The organism is Streptomyces odontotermitis, from assembly GCF_050510915.1.
Classification (GTDB): Bacteria; Actinomycetota; Actinomycetes; order Streptomycetales; family Streptomycetaceae; genus Streptomyces.
Window position 1 is genome coordinate 22,495 of sequence record NZ_JBNJLS010000028.1, and the last position, 14,497, is coordinate 36,991.

Here is a 14,497-nt window from a genome sequence, read left to right on the forward strand (position 1 = left end):
GGACTCATACGGACTGTGGTATAGACCAATCTAGCAGAGCCGCACCGCCGTGACGCCGGGTACTCCGCAACGGCTGCCGGGGGCTCCGCACCTGCTTCCGCCCTCCATGCTCGGCCGTTCACCGGCTCCCCGCCCGTCGGGCGGGCGCCGTTCGCGCCGAGCGGGGACAGTGGAAGGCATGACCGACACGACACCGTCGGAGGCGCACGCCGAGCGCCCGGGCCGGATGATGTCCCGCGAGATGGCCGAGCAGCCCGAGGTGCTGCGCCGCATCCTCGACACCGGAGCCCCCGCGATCCGCGCCACCGCCGAGGCCATCGCGACCCGGCGCCCCCGCTTCGTCCTGCTCACCGCGCGCGGCACGTCCGACCACGCCGCCCTGTACGCGAAGTACCTCCTGGAGATCCGCCTCGGCATCCCCTGCGGCCTCACCTCGATGTCCACCATTACGGCGTACGGCGCCAAGCCCGACCTGCGCGACGTCCTCGCCGTCACGGTGAGCCAGTCCGGCGGCTCGCCCGACCTGGTGGCCTCCACCCGGGCCGCGCGCGAGGCGGGAGCGATCACCCTCGCCGTGACCAACAACCCGGACTCCCCGCTGGCCGCCGTCTCCGAGCACCACATCGATGTCCTCGCAGGCCCCGAGCGCGCCCTGCCCGCGACGAAGACGTACACCGCGGCCCTGCTCTGCCTCTACCTCCTGGTCGAGGGGCTCGGCGGCCGCGACGGGCCGGCGGTGGCGGCCCCGCTGCCCGGCCTCGCCGCCGGGCTGCTGGCCCGCCAGGGCGAGGTCAAGGACCTCGCGGCCCGCTACCGCTTCGCGGAGCGCATGGTGATCACCTCCCGGGGCTACGGCTATCCGACCGCGAAGGAGGCTGCCCTGAAGATGATGGAGACGAGCTACATCCCGGCGCTCGCCTACTCCGGCGCCGATCTGCTGCACGGCCCGCTCGCCATGGTCGACAACATCTCGCCCGTCATCGCGGTCGTCACCGACGGCAGCGGCGGCACCGCCCTCCAGCCCGTGCTCGACCGGCTGCGCGGCCGCGGCGCGGACCTCGTGGTGGTCGGCCCGAAGGCCCAGGTCGAGCAGGCATCCGCGGGCTTCGTGCTGCCGACCGGCGGCGTGCCCGAGGAGCTCCAGCCGGTCCTGGAGATCATCCCGCTCCAGCTCCTCGCGTACGAGGTCACGATCGCCCGGGGCCAGGACCCCGACGCCCCGCGCGCCCTGGCCAAGGTGACGGAGACCCGCTGACCGTCCGTGCGCGGCCGCGCCCCTCTCATTCTCTAGCGTCCGCTATACAATTTCCGCATGGCGACGAAACAGCGGGGCCGCCCCCGCTCCTTCGACCGCGAGGCCGCGCTGGAGAAGGCGCTGCACACGTTCTGGGAACACGGTTACGAGGCGACGTCGGTCGCCGACCTCACCCGCGCCCTCGGCATCGGCGCCCCCAGCCTGTACGCGGCCTTCGGCGACAAGAAGACGCTCTTCGAAGAGACCGTGCGGGTCTACGGAGAGCGGTACGACGTCGGTTCGCGCGCCTTCGCCGAGGAGCCGACCGCCCGCGCCGCCGTCCACCGCATGCTCCGCCGGGCCGCCGCCGTCTACACGGAGGACGGCCACCCGCACGGCTGCCTGGTCATCCATGCCGCCACCAACTGCGCGACCCCGGAGGTCGAGGACGCCCTGCGCGAGCGGCGCGAGGCCAACATCGCGTCCTTCGCGGACCGCATCAGGTCCGACGTGACCACCGGCGTGCTCCCCGCGGACACCGACCCCGAGGTCCTGGCCCGCTACGCCGGCGCCGTGCTCCAGGGCATGTCGCAGCAGTCCCGCGACGGCGCGGGACTGCGGGAGCTGGAGGCGGTCGCCGACCTGTCGATGCGGGCCTGGCCGGGAACCTGAGAGGCGCCCGGATCGTCTTGTGGAGGGGTCGGCCCGGTCTTGGAGGAAGGGCCAACGATTAACATCGCCCCACGCATGGACATCGGAGAATGGTCTAGTCCACAATGCGTGAGTAAAGCCTCCGCTCTCCCCGCACAGGAGGGCGGACCGAGGAGTCGGCGCTCTCTGCCCTGACCGCGTCGAGTCCTCCCGGTCGGCCCGCCGGTACCGCACATTCTGGCGGCCGATGCACCTGAAGGGCTGCGGTGCCAGGCAGGCTGAGGGTCCTGCCTCGGCGCCGCGGCTCGACGGGGCCGGACCCCGTCTCCCGGCGGCCCCGCGAGAGCCGCCAGGTACGCTCGCACACGTGCCCTCCATGAACGACCTCGTACGCCAGCACACCGCCCTCGGCGACTCCGATCTCGAGTGGCTGCATCTGCTGGTATCGGAGTGGCAGCTGCTCTCCGACCTCTCCTTCGCCGACCTCGTGCTCTGGGTCCCCACCCGCGACGGCACCCGCTATGTCTCGGTCGCCCAGATGCGCCCCAACACCGGCCCCACGTCCTACCAGGACGACATGGTCGGCCACCTGGTCCCGCGCGGCCGCCGCCCGCTCCTGGACGCGGCCCTGGACGAGGGGCGCATCGTGCGCGAGGGCGACCCGGAGTGGCGCGAGGAGGTCCCGGTCCGGGTGGAGTCCATCCCCGTACGCAGGGAGGGGCGTGTCCTCGGCGTCATCGCCCGCAACACCAACCTCCTGACGGTGCGCACCCCGTCCCGCCTTGAGCTCACCTATCTCCAGTCGGCCTCCGACCTCGCCCAGATGATCGCCGCAGGATCGTTCCCCTTCCCGAACCAGCAGGTCGACATGGACGCGTCCCCGCGCGTGGGCGACGGTCTGCTCCGCCTCGACGCCGACGGCATCGTCCAGTACGCCTCGCCGAACGCCCTGTCCGCGTACCACCGCCTCGGTCTCGCCTCCGACCTCGTCGGCCACCACCTGGGCAAGGCCACCGCCGAACTCGCCCCGTCCCGGGGCCCGGTGGACGAGGCGCTCACCAAGCTCGCCAGCGGCTGGGCGCCCCGCGAGTTCGAGATCGAGGGCGGCGACGGCGTGATCCAGCTGCGCGCCATCCCGCTCAAGCCCAAGGGCCCGCGCATCGGTTCGCTCGTCCTCCTGCGCGACGTCACCGAACTCCGCCGCCGCGAGCGGGAGTTGATCACCAAGGACGCCACCATCCGGGAGATCCACCACCGGGTGAAGAACAACCTCCAGACGGTGGCAGCGCTGCTCCGTCTCCAGGCCCGCCGCATCGACTCGGCCGCCGGCCGCGAGGCCCTCGAAGAGGCGGTGCGCCGCGTGGGCTCCATCGCCATCGTCCACGAGACGCTCTCCCAGAACCTGGACGAGCGCGTGGAGTTCGACGAGATCGCCGACCGCGTCCTCGCGATGGTCGCGGAGATCTCCCCGGGCAAGGTCACAGGGCGTCGCACCGGCCGCTTCGGGATACTCGACGCCGAGGTCGCGACCCCCTTGTCGATGGTCCTCACCGAGATCCTGCAGAACGCCCTGGAGCACGGCTTCGGCCCCGGCGACACCGGCACGGTCGAGGTCTCCGCGGTCCGCGGCGGCACCACCAAGGAGTCCCGCCTGCTCATCACGGTCCAGGACGACGGCGTCGGCCTGCCCGCCGACTTCGACCCGCACCGCTCCGGCAACCTCGGCCTGCAGATCGTGCGCACCCTCGTCGAGGGCGAGTTGAGCGGGACCTTCGACATGGTCCGGGCCCCGGAGCGCGGGACGCAGGTCCTCCTTGACATTCCCGTACGCGGTGACAAGTAGCCGTACGCAGAAGCGAATTCGGCACCCGCTCGGCGCGGAGCGCGGGGGAGCGGCCGGCACACAGCAGAAGGCCCCGGACCACTGAGTGGTCCGGGGCCTTCTGCTCACGTTGCTATGCGCATCGGGGGCACTGCGCGCTGCGGTTCGGGAGGCGGGAGTTGCGTACTCGCTGTACGCGCCGCCGGGCCCAGGCTGGGGCAGTGGGCGTCAGGCGCTGGCCTGACGCGCACGGTTGCGGGCGGCGCGGCGCTTCATCGCGCGACGCTCGTCCTCGCTGAGGCCACCCCAGACGCCGGAGTCCTGGCCGGACTCGAGCGCCCACTGCAGGCACTGCTCAATGACAGGGCAGCGACGGCAGACGGCCTTGGCTTCCTCGATCTGCAGCAGCGCAGGACCGGTGTTGCCGATGGGGAAGAACAGCTCGGGGTCTTCCTCGCGGCAAACGGCGTTGTGACGCCAGTCCATGGCTGCTACCTCTCTTGGTGTGACATGCAGGTTGCTTGTGAATGTGAACGCTTTCACGAATCCCCCCGCACGGGAAGGGCCGACTCCCAGTTGCCTGGTGTGGACCTTGTGAGTGAGGTGGGGTTCTGGCTCTCTGTGGGGCCGATGTTGCGGGCCGTCCCGATCGCCATGTAGAGATTCGCAAACCTCGGCGGCGGATACAACCCCTTCAGGAAAGTTTTTTTTGATTCCTCAGTGTCGGCTGGGTCACAGCCGTACTTCTATGGGGTGGATCGTGGTCTAAACGTTCGAGTGAAAGGACTTTAGGCCCTTCCACTCACACAATCACACGCAGTGCACGGCGAACGCCTGTGAACGTCACGCTGGTCCGCAGCCCCAGATGGTCACCGTCCATCTGAAGGGGGAGGGGCACCTTCGAATGCAAGGTGAAGTCGACGAGGTCATGGAGCGTAACCGCGTGCTTGCCGTGGGGTCCCCGCTCGGGCGAGGAGGTCAGCAGCTGCGTCCCGTACCGGGCGACGGCGGCGGTGGAAAGCCTGCTCAGGCCCATGATGTCCAGGCCCGTGTCGAAGGACGCCTGGGGTGACGCGTAGAGCGGGCGGTTGCCGAGGAAGCTCCACGGAGAGGTGTTGCAGACTATCGACATCACCAGGTCCGTCACCGGGTCCTCGCCGGGCCGCTCCAGCGTGATGGTGCCGTGCCTGCGGTTGGGCTCCTGAAGGAATTGGCGCACCACCTGGCGCACATAAAGGGCGTGTGTCGAGCGCTTTCCGCGCTCCCGCTGCTGTTCGACCCGGCCGACCACTCCCGCGTCGAAGCCGAATCCGGCGGCGAAAGTGAACCAGCGCGGCGGCACCGTCTCGTCCTCGCTGCCGGGAGTTCCCGAGACGCGGCCGAGGCTCACCGTCCGCTCCGAGCCCTCGCGCAGGGCGTCGAGAATCGCGCCGGTCGCCTCCACCGCGTCGTTCGGCAGGCCGAGGGCGCGCGCGAAGACATTGGTGGAGCCGCCGGGGACCACCGCGAGGCGGGGCAGGCGGTCGGGGTCGGGGCCGTGGTGGAGCAGGCCGTTGACGACCTCGTTGACGGTGCCGTCGCCGCCGAGGGCGACGACCAGCTCGATGTCCTTGCTCTCCGCCGCCTGCCGGCCCAGGTCGCGGGCGTGCCCGCGGTACTCCGTGGTGACCGCCTCGAGCTTCATCTCGCTCGCCAGGGCGTGGATGAGGACATCGCGCGTGCGCGCACTGGTGGTGGTTGCCGCCGGATTGACCACAAGGAGTGCACGCATGCGCAGCAGACTACCTACCGCTCTTTACCTGGCCCAGACCCAGGTCCGGACCCTGGACACGCAGAGCTACCCTGCTGAGGTGAGCACTGAGCGGAAGTCCACCCCCGAAGCCCCGGACGAAGCCCCGGTTTCCGGCCCGCGGCCCGCGCGCCTGACGGCCGCCGCGGCCCTTGCCGCCGTGGAGGGGCTCGCGCTCCTCGCCGGGGGTGTGTACATGCTCGTGATGGGTCTCGCGGGTGACCCCGACAACCCGGAGCAGGCCACGACCGGCGGAGTCACGCTGATCGTCCTCGCGCTGCTTCCGCTGCTCGCCGCGCGCGGTCTGCTCCGCCTTCGCCGGTGGAGCCGCGGGCCCGCGATCATCACGCAGATCATGGCGCTGCCCGTCGCCTGGCAGCTGCTCCAGGTCGACAGCGCCCTGATCGTCGCCGGGATCGCGCTCGCCGTGGTGTCCGTCACGTCGCTCGTCCTGCTGGTGAACGCCGAGACGACCGAGGCCCTCGGCATCCGGGGGCCCGGCAACACCGCGTGACGGGTCCGCCCGGCGGGCCCGTCGCTCCGCGGCTCACTCCTCGACGAGGAGCTTCTCCCGGAGCTGGGCCAGCGTGCGGGCGAGCAGCCGGGAGACGTGCATCTGGGAGATGCCGACCTCCTGCGCGATCTGCGACTGCGTCATGTTGCCGAAGAACCGGAGCAGCAGGATGCGCTTCTCGCGGGGCGGCAGGTCCTCCAGGAGCGGCTTGAGCGACTCGCGGTACTCGACGCCCTCCAGGGCCTCGTCCTCCGCGCCGAGGGTGTCGGCCACCGCGGGCGACTCATCGTCCGTGTCGGGGACGTCCAGGGACAGCGTGGAGTACGCGTTCGCCGACTCCAGGCCCTCCAGGACCTCCTCCTCGGAGATGGCGAGCTTCTCGGCGAGCTCGTGCACCGTGGGGGAGCGGCCGTGCAGCTGGGAGAGCTCCGCCGTCGCCGTGGTGAGCGCGAGCCTGAGCTCCTGGAGGCGGCGGGGCACCCGGACCGCCCAGCCCTTGTCGCGGAAGTGCCGCTTGATCTCGCCGACGACCGTGGGCGTCGCATACGTGGAGAACTCCACGCCGCGCTCCGGGTCGAAGCGGTCCACGGACTTGATGAGGCCGATGGTGGCGACCTGGGTGAGGTCGTCCAGGGGCTCGCCGCGGTTGCGGAAGCGCCGGGCCAGGTGCTCGACGAGCGGCAGGTGCATGCGGACGAGCTGATTGCGCAGCTCCGCGTACTCCGGGCTGCCGTCCTTCAGGGAGCGCAGCTCGACGAACATCGCTCGCGCGCCGCTGCGGTCCTGTGGATCGTGCCGGCTGTGCTGCTCACCGTGTCGCTCGTGCTCGCTCATGGGCCCGCCCGTCACCCGCCGCCGCCCCTTCGGGGCGGTCGGCTCTGCCTGCTCCGACACATCGGCCACCGTGCGGGGCCCCGACTGCTCCGGGTCCTCGGGATGCGGCCTGGCCTGCTGCTCGGGGATGGTCATGCGCGTACCTCCCCGGCTTTCGGCGGGCAGGCCCCGTGTGCTGCGTGGCTCACGTGTTCCGCGCTCTTCGTCCCGCACCGGCCCGTCCCCGTTCCTCACGCCGGCCCGGGTCCCGCGCCGCGTTGCTTGTAGAGGCTGATCGAAACGGTTTTGTCGTCGGCGACGTCGGAGCCCACCTTGCCCGCCAGGGCCGAGAGGACGGTCCAGGCGAAGGTGTCCCGCTCGGGGGCGCGGCCGTCGGTGGTCGGCGCGGAGACCGTCACCTCCAACGAGTCGTCCACGAGCCGGAATACGCAGCTGAGCACGGAGCCGGGCACGGCCTGTTGCAGCAGGATCGCGCACGCCTCGTCGACCGCGATGCGGAGGTCCTCGATCTCGTCGAGGGTGAAGTCCAAACGCGCTGCCAGACCGGCCGTCGCCGTACGCAGCACCGACAGGTAGGCACCCGCAGCCGGCAGTCGGACCTCGACGAAGTCCTGATTCCCGGGCTCGCCTGCGATCTGGGACACCCTCACCTCCAAGGGGGTACAAGCACTTTCGGGGCTCCAGGCCCACCGCGACTGCGGCAGTCCGGACCGCGTCACTCGGGTAACGCGCCACGTGGTTCAGCGGTGACGCTACCGCGCTCCGCAGTTCTGTGTCCCGGGGACCCCGCCCCGCTGCTGTCACTCATAGTAAGCCTACGGGTACGGACAGTGGCTAGGGGTCTGCGGGCCCAATTGGAAAGTATGGGCGGTCACTTCAACAGATGGGTGACGTACCCAGGCGTCAGACGATCGAACCGTCGACGAAGCACCAGCGCCACTTCTCGCCCGGTTCGAAGGTGCGCATGACCGGGTGGCCGGTGTCCTTGAAGTGCTGCGTCGCGTGCCGGAACGGCGAGGAGTCGCAGCAGCCGACGTGGCCGCAGTCCAGGCAGAGCCGGAGCTGGACGGGGTGGCTCCCGGCGGCCAGGCACTCCAGGCAGGTGTCGCTCAGGGGTGCCGGCTCGGGGTGCGGCAGCGCGGGGACGTGCGAGCACTCGTTCATGATTGCCAGGTTACGACGTGCAGAGAAACCGTGAAGGGGCTTGCCCGATGGACGTATTGCCACTGGTGGCGCTGATCGCGGCCAGTGCCGCTGTGGCCGGGGCAGCACGGCGCACGCCGGTGCCCGCGCCGCTGCTCCTCGTCGCGGCCGGCCTCGCCGTCTCGTACATCCCGAAGGTCCCGGACTACCACCTGGACCCGCACGTCGTGCTGCCGCTCATCCTGCCGCCGCTGCTGCACACCGCCGCCCTGGAGAGCTCGTACCTGGACCTGCGGGCCAACGTCAGACCGGTGGCGCTGCTCTCCGTCGGCTACGTCCTGTTCGCCACCGTCGCGGTCGGCTGGCTCGCGTATCTGCTCGTGCCCGACCTGCCGTTGACGGCCGCGCTCGTGCTCGGCGCGGTGGTCGCGCCGCCGGACGCGGTGGCCGCCACCGCCATCGCGCGCCGGGTGGGGCTGCCCTCCAGGATCACCACGATCCTCCAGGGGGAGTCCCTGGTGAACGACGCCACCGCGATCACCGCCTACAAGGTGGCGCTCGCGGCGGCCGTCGGGGCGGGCGCCAGCTGGGGCAGCGGCATCAGGGAGTTCCTGATGGCGGCGGTCGGCGGGGTCGGCGTCGGGCTGCTGCTGATGGTGCCGATCCACTGGCTGCGCTCGCACCTGAAGGAGGCGATGCTGCAGAACACGCTGTCGCTGCTCGTCCCCTTCGTCGCGTACGCGGCGGCGGAGCAGGTCGGCGCCTCCGGAGTGCTCGCCGTCGTCGTGGTCGCCCTCTACCTGGGGCACCGCTCCTGGCAGGTCGACTTCGAGACGCGGCTGCAGGAGGCCGCGGTGTGGAAGGTCGTCGCGTTCATCCTGGAGTCGTCGGTCTTCGCGCTGATCGGGCTGCAACTGCGCGTCGTCGTCGGGGAGCTGGGGGAGTACGGCGCGGGGCAGGCCGTCTGGTACGCGGTCGGGGTCTTCGTCTTCGTCGTGGTCACGCGCTTCGTGTGGTCGTATCCGGCGACGTATCTGCCCTTGTGGCTGCGGCCGCGGATCAGGGAGCGCGAGGGGGACATGGACTGGCGGCGGCCGCTGATCGTGAGCTGGGCGGGGATGCGGGGCGTGGTCTCCCTGGCGATCGCGTTCTCCATCCCGGAGCACATGGACAACGGGGACGACTTTCCCGCGCGGAACCTGGTGCTGTTCCTGACCTTCACCACGGTGATCGGCACGCTGGTCGTGCAGGGCCTCTCGCTGCCCTGGCTGATCAAGGTCCTGAAGCTGCCGGGCCGCGATTCCCGGGCGCAGACCCTCGCGGAGGCGCAGGCGCAGAGCGTCGCCTCGCAGGCCGCGGAGGAGCGGGTGGACGAACTCATGGAGGACGAGCGCAACAGCCTTCCGCCGCCGCTCCAGGACCGTCTGCACACCGTCCTGGAGCGGCGCCGCAACTCGGTGTGGGAGCGGCTCGGCCAGCCGAACCCGGTGACGGGGGAGTCCGCGGACGACACCTACCGGCGCCTCGCGCGCGAAGCGATCGCCGCGGAGCGCGAGGTGTTCGTGAAGATGCGGGACGAGCGGCGCATCGACGACGAGATGATGCGCACCCTGCTGCGGAAGCTGGACCTCGAAGAGGCCGCCGCGCACCGGGAGATGGAGGACTGAGGGGCCGCGCGCTCAGCGGGCGGGCGGCTGCGGGGTGCCGGTGATCACCGCGGTGACGGTGGTGCCGGGCGGGAAGGCGCCCTCTTCGGAGAGGGCGGTCAGTCCGTGGAGCAGCTTGGCGACGTAGAGGGGCTCGACGGGCAGGCCGTGCCGGTCCTCGAAGTCCTGCGCGAACGCGGTGAGTTCGGGGGAGGTGCGGGCGTAACCGCCGCAGTGGAAGCGCTCGTCCAGGGTCCAGTTGGTCGTCGCGGCGCCGAACGCCTGGCGTTGCAGGGCGGCTATCTCAGGGCCCAGGAAGCCGCCCTTGAGCACGGGTATGCCGAGGGCCCGCCGGCCGGGGCCGAGCCCTGCCGCGAGCCCGGCGAGGGTGCCGCCGGTGCCGCAGGCGACGGCCGCGACGTCCGTGTGGGCGCGCAGCTCGGCGCCGAGGGCCGTGCAGCCGCGCACGGCCAGGGAGTTGCTGCCGCCCTCGGGGATGACGTACGCGTCCGGGGCGTCGGCGGCGCGCAGGAGCGAGGCCAGCGTCTCCGGTTCGCCCTTGCGGCGATACGTCGATCTGTCGACGAAGTGCAGGCGCATGCCGTCGGCCGCGCACTGGGAGAGGGAGGGGTTGAGCGGGCGGGCGGCGAGTTCGTCGCCGCGGACCACGCCGACGGTGGCGAAGCCGAGGAGACGTCCGGCCGCGGCGGTGGCGCGCAGGTGGTTGGAGTAGGCGCCGCCGAAGGTGAGCAGCGTGCGGTGGCCGGCGTCGGCGGCCGCTTCCAGGTTCAGGGCGAGCTTGCGGTACTTGTTGCCGGGCAGCGCCTCGTGGATGAGGTCGTCACGCTTCAGCAGGAGACGCACGCCGTGCCGGGCGAACCGCTCGTCCCTGGCCTCCCGCAGCGGGCTGGGGAGCCGGGGGTCGAGGGGGGTGCGGAGCGGCGGGGCGGTGGACACCCCGCCATTGTCCCTCGGGGCGGTGAGGGCGGCCCGCGGTGGCGCCGGGCGGTACCCGGGGTCACCGCGGACAGCCCCCTGTGACGGCTTCGGCGATCACTTCAGGCGTTCGCCGATGCGCTCCCGCATCCAGTCCATCGTGAAGCCCTTGGGGTCTATCTTCCCGGGCTGCCATTCGAGGTGTCCGATGACGGACCGCTCCGTCCAGCCGTGCACCCGGCAGATGGCCGCCGAGACCTTCTCGATGGCGTCCAGCTGGGCGTCGGGCCAGGGGTCGTCGCCGTCGCCGAGGTTCTCGCACTCGAAGCCGTAGAAATGGCGGTTGCCGTCGGTGTTCGCCTCGTTGTCAGGAGGGAGGCGCTTCTCGGCGATGACCGCGCGCAGCACGTCGTCGTCGCCGAGACCGGCGTGGTTGGCGCGGCCGTAGCCGACCAGGTGGACGCGGCCGTCCTTGGTGATCACGCCGTGGCACAGCGGGCCCGGCAGATCGGACCAGCCGTCCCAGCAGATCTGGACGGTGCGCTCGCTGCCCTTCGTCGCGGTGTGGTGGATCACCACGCCGTGCACGGGCCCCCAAGGACCCTTGTGATTGCGGTTGTGCTCGCGCCAGCCGTCGAGCTCGACGACCGTCACGCCTTCGTCTCTGAGGGCTTTCAGAAACGTGCTCGCGGACATGGGTGGGGACATGACCGCCTCCTTTGGGGAAGGCGGGAGCCGCCGTGCGCAGACCCCCGTACCGCATGGTTGTACCCGAACTGCGGTGCCCGTACCGCCAGTTCAGAGGCTGTTCGGGCACCGTGCGAGCCGATCCGGTCAGCGGTCGGGGGCCGTGCCGGGGGTCAGCCCTTCAGGAAGCCGTCCCCGTGCGTCGCGATGTGGGCCTCCAGGGCCGTCAGGGCCTGCTGCGTGGCGTCCGGGGTGCCGCTGCCCCGGCGCTCCGCGTAGTACGCCGCGCCCAGCTTCTTCAGGAGGTCGCCGCCGGCGCGCTGCGCCTGGACCTCGTCGACCTTCTGCTTGCCCTGGTTGAGGGCGCTCTGCGCCTGCTCCTTGGCGCGGTCCAGGAAGCCTGCCATTGCTCTCTCCTACAGGTTGGTGCGGATGTGTCTGGTTCAACGGAGGTGCAGATCTTGGAGTTCCCGCCGGGTCGGCCGTGTATGCCGTGGTCCGGGGGCTCCCGGGGTCTCTCACGAGGCGAGCTTGCGCATCAGGCGCACGCCCTGCGCCGGGGACATGTGGGGGAGGTACGCCTTGCCGATGGCGCGGGTGATGTTGGGCAGCGCCGCGGGGTCCGGGTAGCACATGTACATCGGCCGGTATTCCGGCTGGAACTTGGCCTTGAAGTTGAGCAGCGAGCGGAATCCGTAGACCGGCTCCATGGTGCGGCCCGCGTAGTCGAGGAGGCGCTGCAGGGCGGCGGGCGGCTCCGCGGTGTCGGAGCGGGCCAGTGGGGCGCCGGAGAGGCTGAGGAACTGTGCGCCCTCCTCCTTGAAGCCGAGTGCGGCGGACGCGATCAGGAACTCCATCGAGCCACGGAAGCCGTCGGAGCGGCGCCGCATGAAGTCCAGCGTCCAGCCCACGGGTTGGACGCCCGCGTCGCCCGCGTCGCCCGCGCTGTCCGCGCCGTCCTCGCCCTCCTTGTCCGCGTCGTCCCCGGAGTCGCCGTACACCGGCATCCAGCTGGTGATGCCGTGCACCGTGCGGTCCTCGTCGACCGCGACCAGGCAGCGCACGTGCGGGTCGTCCAGCTCGTCCAGGCCGCCGAGCGTGAAGCCCATCTCCGGGAGGCCCTTGTCGGCGACCCACTCCTCGGAGATGGAGCGGATCTGGTCGGTCAGGGAGAGCGGCGCCTCGGGGAAGACGTGCCACTCCGCCGTGATGCCCTCCTTCTTGGCCTTGTTCAGGGCGGTGCGCACGTCCTGCCACTTCTTGCCCGTGAAGGCCAGCTCCGGCAGCGGCACGACGGTGTCCTCCGCGACCTGTACGGAGCTCCAGCCCAGCGCGTCCGTACGGGACTTGGCCTCCGCCGTGACGCTGTAGAAGCAGGGCGTCCAGCCCTTGCGGTCGCAGTACTCCGCGAAGCCGTCGACCGCGTCCGCGCGCGCGGAGGGCGCGCCGAACGGGTCGCCCGTGGTGAGCGCGACCGTCGAGTGCACCCGGTAGGCGACCGCGGCCCGGCCGTCGTCGGAGAACCAGTAGTGGTTGCCCGGCCAGGTCGTCAGATACGAGAGCGTGGAGCCGCCGTGCGCGGCGAGCAGGGCACGCGCGCGTGCCGCGGCGTCCGCGTCGGCGTGCATCGACGGGCGCCGGAACGCCACCAGGAGGGCGACGACGCCGACCACCCAGAAGAGCATCCCGCAGTACTCGTACAAGGAGAGGGCGGTGCCGCCGACCGGGATGGGCGCCTCGCCCTGGAAGAAGAACGGTTCGTAACTCGGTGGCAGGAACTGCGAGGGCAGCCCCGACACCAGCTTCCCGAACGTCGCGTCAGGCGAGAACTGGCCGCGCACCGCGTACCCGATCCCCACGTACGCCAGGCACGCGAGCAGCAGCGTGCCCCCGACGACGCCGGTGAGCCAGGTGACCGTGGAGCGCGGCAGGTCCAGGTCGAACAGGCGCCAGGTGAACAGCAGGAGCACCAGGACGAGCAGCGGCAGCATCATCTGCTCCACCACCGCCTGGACCATCGCCGCCTTCTGGTCGGCGGAGTCGCTGCCGTCCAGGACGTACTGGTCGGGGTTGGAGACGATGTCGCTCAGCAGGTACGCCATGAGGCCGAGCCACACCAGCTGGGCGACCACGGTGATCCGCCAGGCGAGCCTGAGGCCGCGCCGCAGCCCCTCCGCGAGGACCAGGAGCAGGGCCGGAATCGCGATGCCCATGATCATCGCGGGTGAGTTGTAGAAGTGGTCCTGGGCGCGGATCCGGTCGCACGCCGCGCCCGCCTGCGCGCACGTGTCCGCGATGTCCTGCGGGCTCGGACCCCCGGAGACGTACAGGTCGAGGACGTTGAAGGGACCGAGCGAGTCCTTGTAGAGCGTCGCGATGATCGGGCCGAGCGCGGAGGCGGCCACCACCAGGGCCACCAGGACCCGGCCCTCGGAGTGCGAGGCGTGCGGCATGCGCAGGCGGTGGCTGTCGCGGTGCGCGAGGGCGCCCATGGCGAGGCCCACCACCGTGCCCGCGAGCCGCAGCACCCCCTGGAGGTGCCCCACGTACAGCGCGAGCATCAGCGGGACCAGGATCAGGGCGAGCTGGAGCCGGCGCCGCCACAGGGCGCTGAGCCGGAAGCTGAGGAAGGCGCCGACCGCGCAGGTGCCGATGCTCGGGGTCGCGGTGAGGTTCCGGGCGAGCTCGTCCAGCCAGTCCTCGCCGGCGACGGAGCCCAGCTTCACGACGCCCACGCCGAGCAGCGAGCCGAGGATCTGGCCGAGCACGAGGACGACGCCGGTGCGCACCGAGCCCATGCGCTGCTCGGCGGCCCCGCCCAGGAGCAGCAACAGCAGCGTGGAACCGATGTAGTTGCCGATGCCCGAGCACCACAGGATCGAGGTCAGCGGGGTCCACCAGCGGCCTTCGGCGAGGGCCGGCACGCCGACGCCGACCTGGTCCAGGAGCGAGACGGGCGGGCCGCCGCCGAGGCTCGCGGTGGCCGCGCCGACGACCCACAGCGCCACGACGACGAACACCGTCACCGGGGCGCGGGTGACGGGTTCGAATGCGCGGGCGACGGCGCGCAGCCACCGGACGGGCCCCCGCTCGCCGGGCGGGGCCAGGGGCGACTGCGGAGCCGGTTCCTCCGCGGCGGGACCGGCAGAAGCCTCGGAGCTGCTCATTCACCGAGCCCACCAGCCGCACGGACCCGGCACACCCCGGGCGGGGCCGAACGAGGGAATTTCGATCTAGTGCC

General features: G+C 71.3%; 14 protein-coding genes. 5 read left to right on the forward strand and 9 right to left on the reverse strand.

Features of this window, described 5'->3' with window-relative positions:
- The first annotated feature begins 178 nt into the window (after positions 1-178).
- From ACQB60_RS41775 to ACQB60_RS41785, 3 genes are all read left to right on the forward strand, one after another.
- Entirely contained in the window at positions 179-1,255 is a 1,077-nt protein-coding gene (locus tag ACQB60_RS41775; protein WP_496931332.1) for an SIS domain-containing protein, read from the forward strand.
- A 57-nt stretch (positions 1,256-1,312) separates the two neighbouring features.
- Positions 1,313-1,906 (forward strand): TetR/AcrR family transcriptional regulator, encoded by a 594-nt coding sequence (locus ACQB60_RS41780; RefSeq protein WP_496931333.1) that lies wholly within the window; start codon positions 1,313-1,315, stop codon positions 1,904-1,906.
- 355 nt (positions 1,907-2,261) lie between these two features.
- Positions 2,262-3,728, forward strand: coding sequence for a histidine kinase N-terminal domain-containing protein (locus ACQB60_RS41785; protein ID WP_496931399.1), 1,467 nt, complete (start codon positions 2,262-2,264; stop codon positions 3,726-3,728).
- Positions 3,729-3,935: 207 nt separating this feature from the next.
- Here the strand turns inward: ACQB60_RS41785 and ACQB60_RS41790 are convergent, their stop codons facing one another.
- Both ACQB60_RS41790 and ACQB60_RS41795 read right to left on the reverse strand, forming a co-directional pair.
- On the reverse strand, positions 3,936-4,193 hold the full coding sequence (locus ACQB60_RS41790) for a WhiB family transcriptional regulator (RefSeq protein WP_003992873.1): 258 nt from the start codon (positions 4,191-4,193) through the stop codon (positions 3,936-3,938).
- 316 nt (positions 4,194-4,509) lie between these two features.
- Positions 4,510-5,478 (reverse strand): diacylglycerol/lipid kinase family protein, encoded by a 969-nt coding sequence (locus tag ACQB60_RS41795; RefSeq protein ID WP_496931334.1) that lies wholly within the window; start codon positions 5,476-5,478, stop codon positions 4,510-4,512.
- 79 nt (positions 5,479-5,557) lie between these two features.
- Between ACQB60_RS41795 and ACQB60_RS41800 the strand changes: the two genes are divergently transcribed.
- Complete coding sequence (locus ACQB60_RS41800) at positions 5,558-6,010, forward strand: hypothetical protein (protein ID WP_496931335.1); 453 nt, start codon at positions 5,558-5,560, stop codon at positions 6,008-6,010.
- A 33-nt stretch (positions 6,011-6,043) separates the two neighbouring features.
- On the opposite strand, the gene ACQB60_RS41805 is transcribed toward ACQB60_RS41800, so the two are convergent.
- The 3 genes from ACQB60_RS41805 to ACQB60_RS41815 all read right to left on the reverse strand — a co-directional run bounded on the left by ACQB60_RS41805 (position 6,044) and on the right by ACQB60_RS41815 (position 8,008).
- Positions 6,044-7,078, reverse strand: a complete 1,035-nt coding sequence (locus ACQB60_RS41805) for an RNA polymerase sigma factor SigF (RefSeq protein ID WP_496931336.1) — start codon at positions 7,076-7,078, stop codon at positions 6,044-6,046.
- Positions 7,075-7,488, reverse strand: a complete 414-nt coding sequence (locus ACQB60_RS41810) for an ATP-binding protein (protein WP_384842458.1) — start codon at positions 7,486-7,488, stop codon at positions 7,075-7,077. The genes ACQB60_RS41805 and ACQB60_RS41810 overlap by 4 nt, the downstream gene beginning before the upstream one ends.
- A 259-nt stretch (positions 7,489-7,747) precedes the next feature.
- Positions 7,748-8,008, reverse strand: coding sequence for a UBP-type zinc finger domain-containing protein (locus ACQB60_RS41815; RefSeq protein WP_496931337.1), 261 nt, complete (start codon positions 8,006-8,008; stop codon positions 7,748-7,750).
- A 47-nt stretch (positions 8,009-8,055) separates the two neighbouring features.
- Here ACQB60_RS41815 and ACQB60_RS41820 point away from each other — a divergent pair, with 47 nt between their 5' ends.
- Complete coding sequence (locus ACQB60_RS41820) at positions 8,056-9,654, forward strand: Na+/H+ antiporter (protein WP_496931338.1); 1,599 nt, start codon at positions 8,056-8,058, stop codon at positions 9,652-9,654.
- Between the two features lie 12 nt (positions 9,655-9,666).
- Here the strand turns inward: ACQB60_RS41820 and ACQB60_RS41825 are convergent, their stop codons facing one another.
- The 4 genes from ACQB60_RS41825 to ACQB60_RS41840 all read right to left on the reverse strand — a co-directional run bounded on the left by ACQB60_RS41825 (position 9,667) and on the right by ACQB60_RS41840 (position 14,423).
- Positions 9,667-10,590 carry a 1-aminocyclopropane-1-carboxylate deaminase/D-cysteine desulfhydrase gene (locus ACQB60_RS41825; RefSeq protein WP_496931339.1) on the reverse strand — a complete coding sequence of 308 codons (924 nt, stop codon included), beginning with the start codon at positions 10,588-10,590 and terminating at the stop codon, positions 9,667-9,669.
- A gap of 96 nt (positions 10,591-10,686) precedes the next feature.
- Positions 10,687-11,277: an N-acetylmuramoyl-L-alanine amidase gene (locus ACQB60_RS41830; RefSeq protein WP_496931340.1), complete on the reverse strand. Its 591-nt coding sequence runs from the start codon at positions 11,275-11,277 to the stop codon at positions 10,687-10,689.
- A 152-nt stretch (positions 11,278-11,429) separates the two neighbouring features.
- Positions 11,430-11,663 (reverse strand): hypothetical protein, encoded by a 234-nt coding sequence (locus ACQB60_RS41835; RefSeq protein ID WP_384842474.1) that lies wholly within the window; start codon positions 11,661-11,663, stop codon positions 11,430-11,432.
- A gap of 111 nt (positions 11,664-11,774) precedes the next feature.
- Positions 11,775-14,423: a rhomboid family intramembrane serine protease gene (locus tag ACQB60_RS41840; protein ID WP_496931341.1), complete on the reverse strand. Its 2,649-nt coding sequence runs from the start codon at positions 14,421-14,423 to the stop codon at positions 11,775-11,777.
- Positions 14,424-14,497 lie beyond the last annotated feature (74 nt).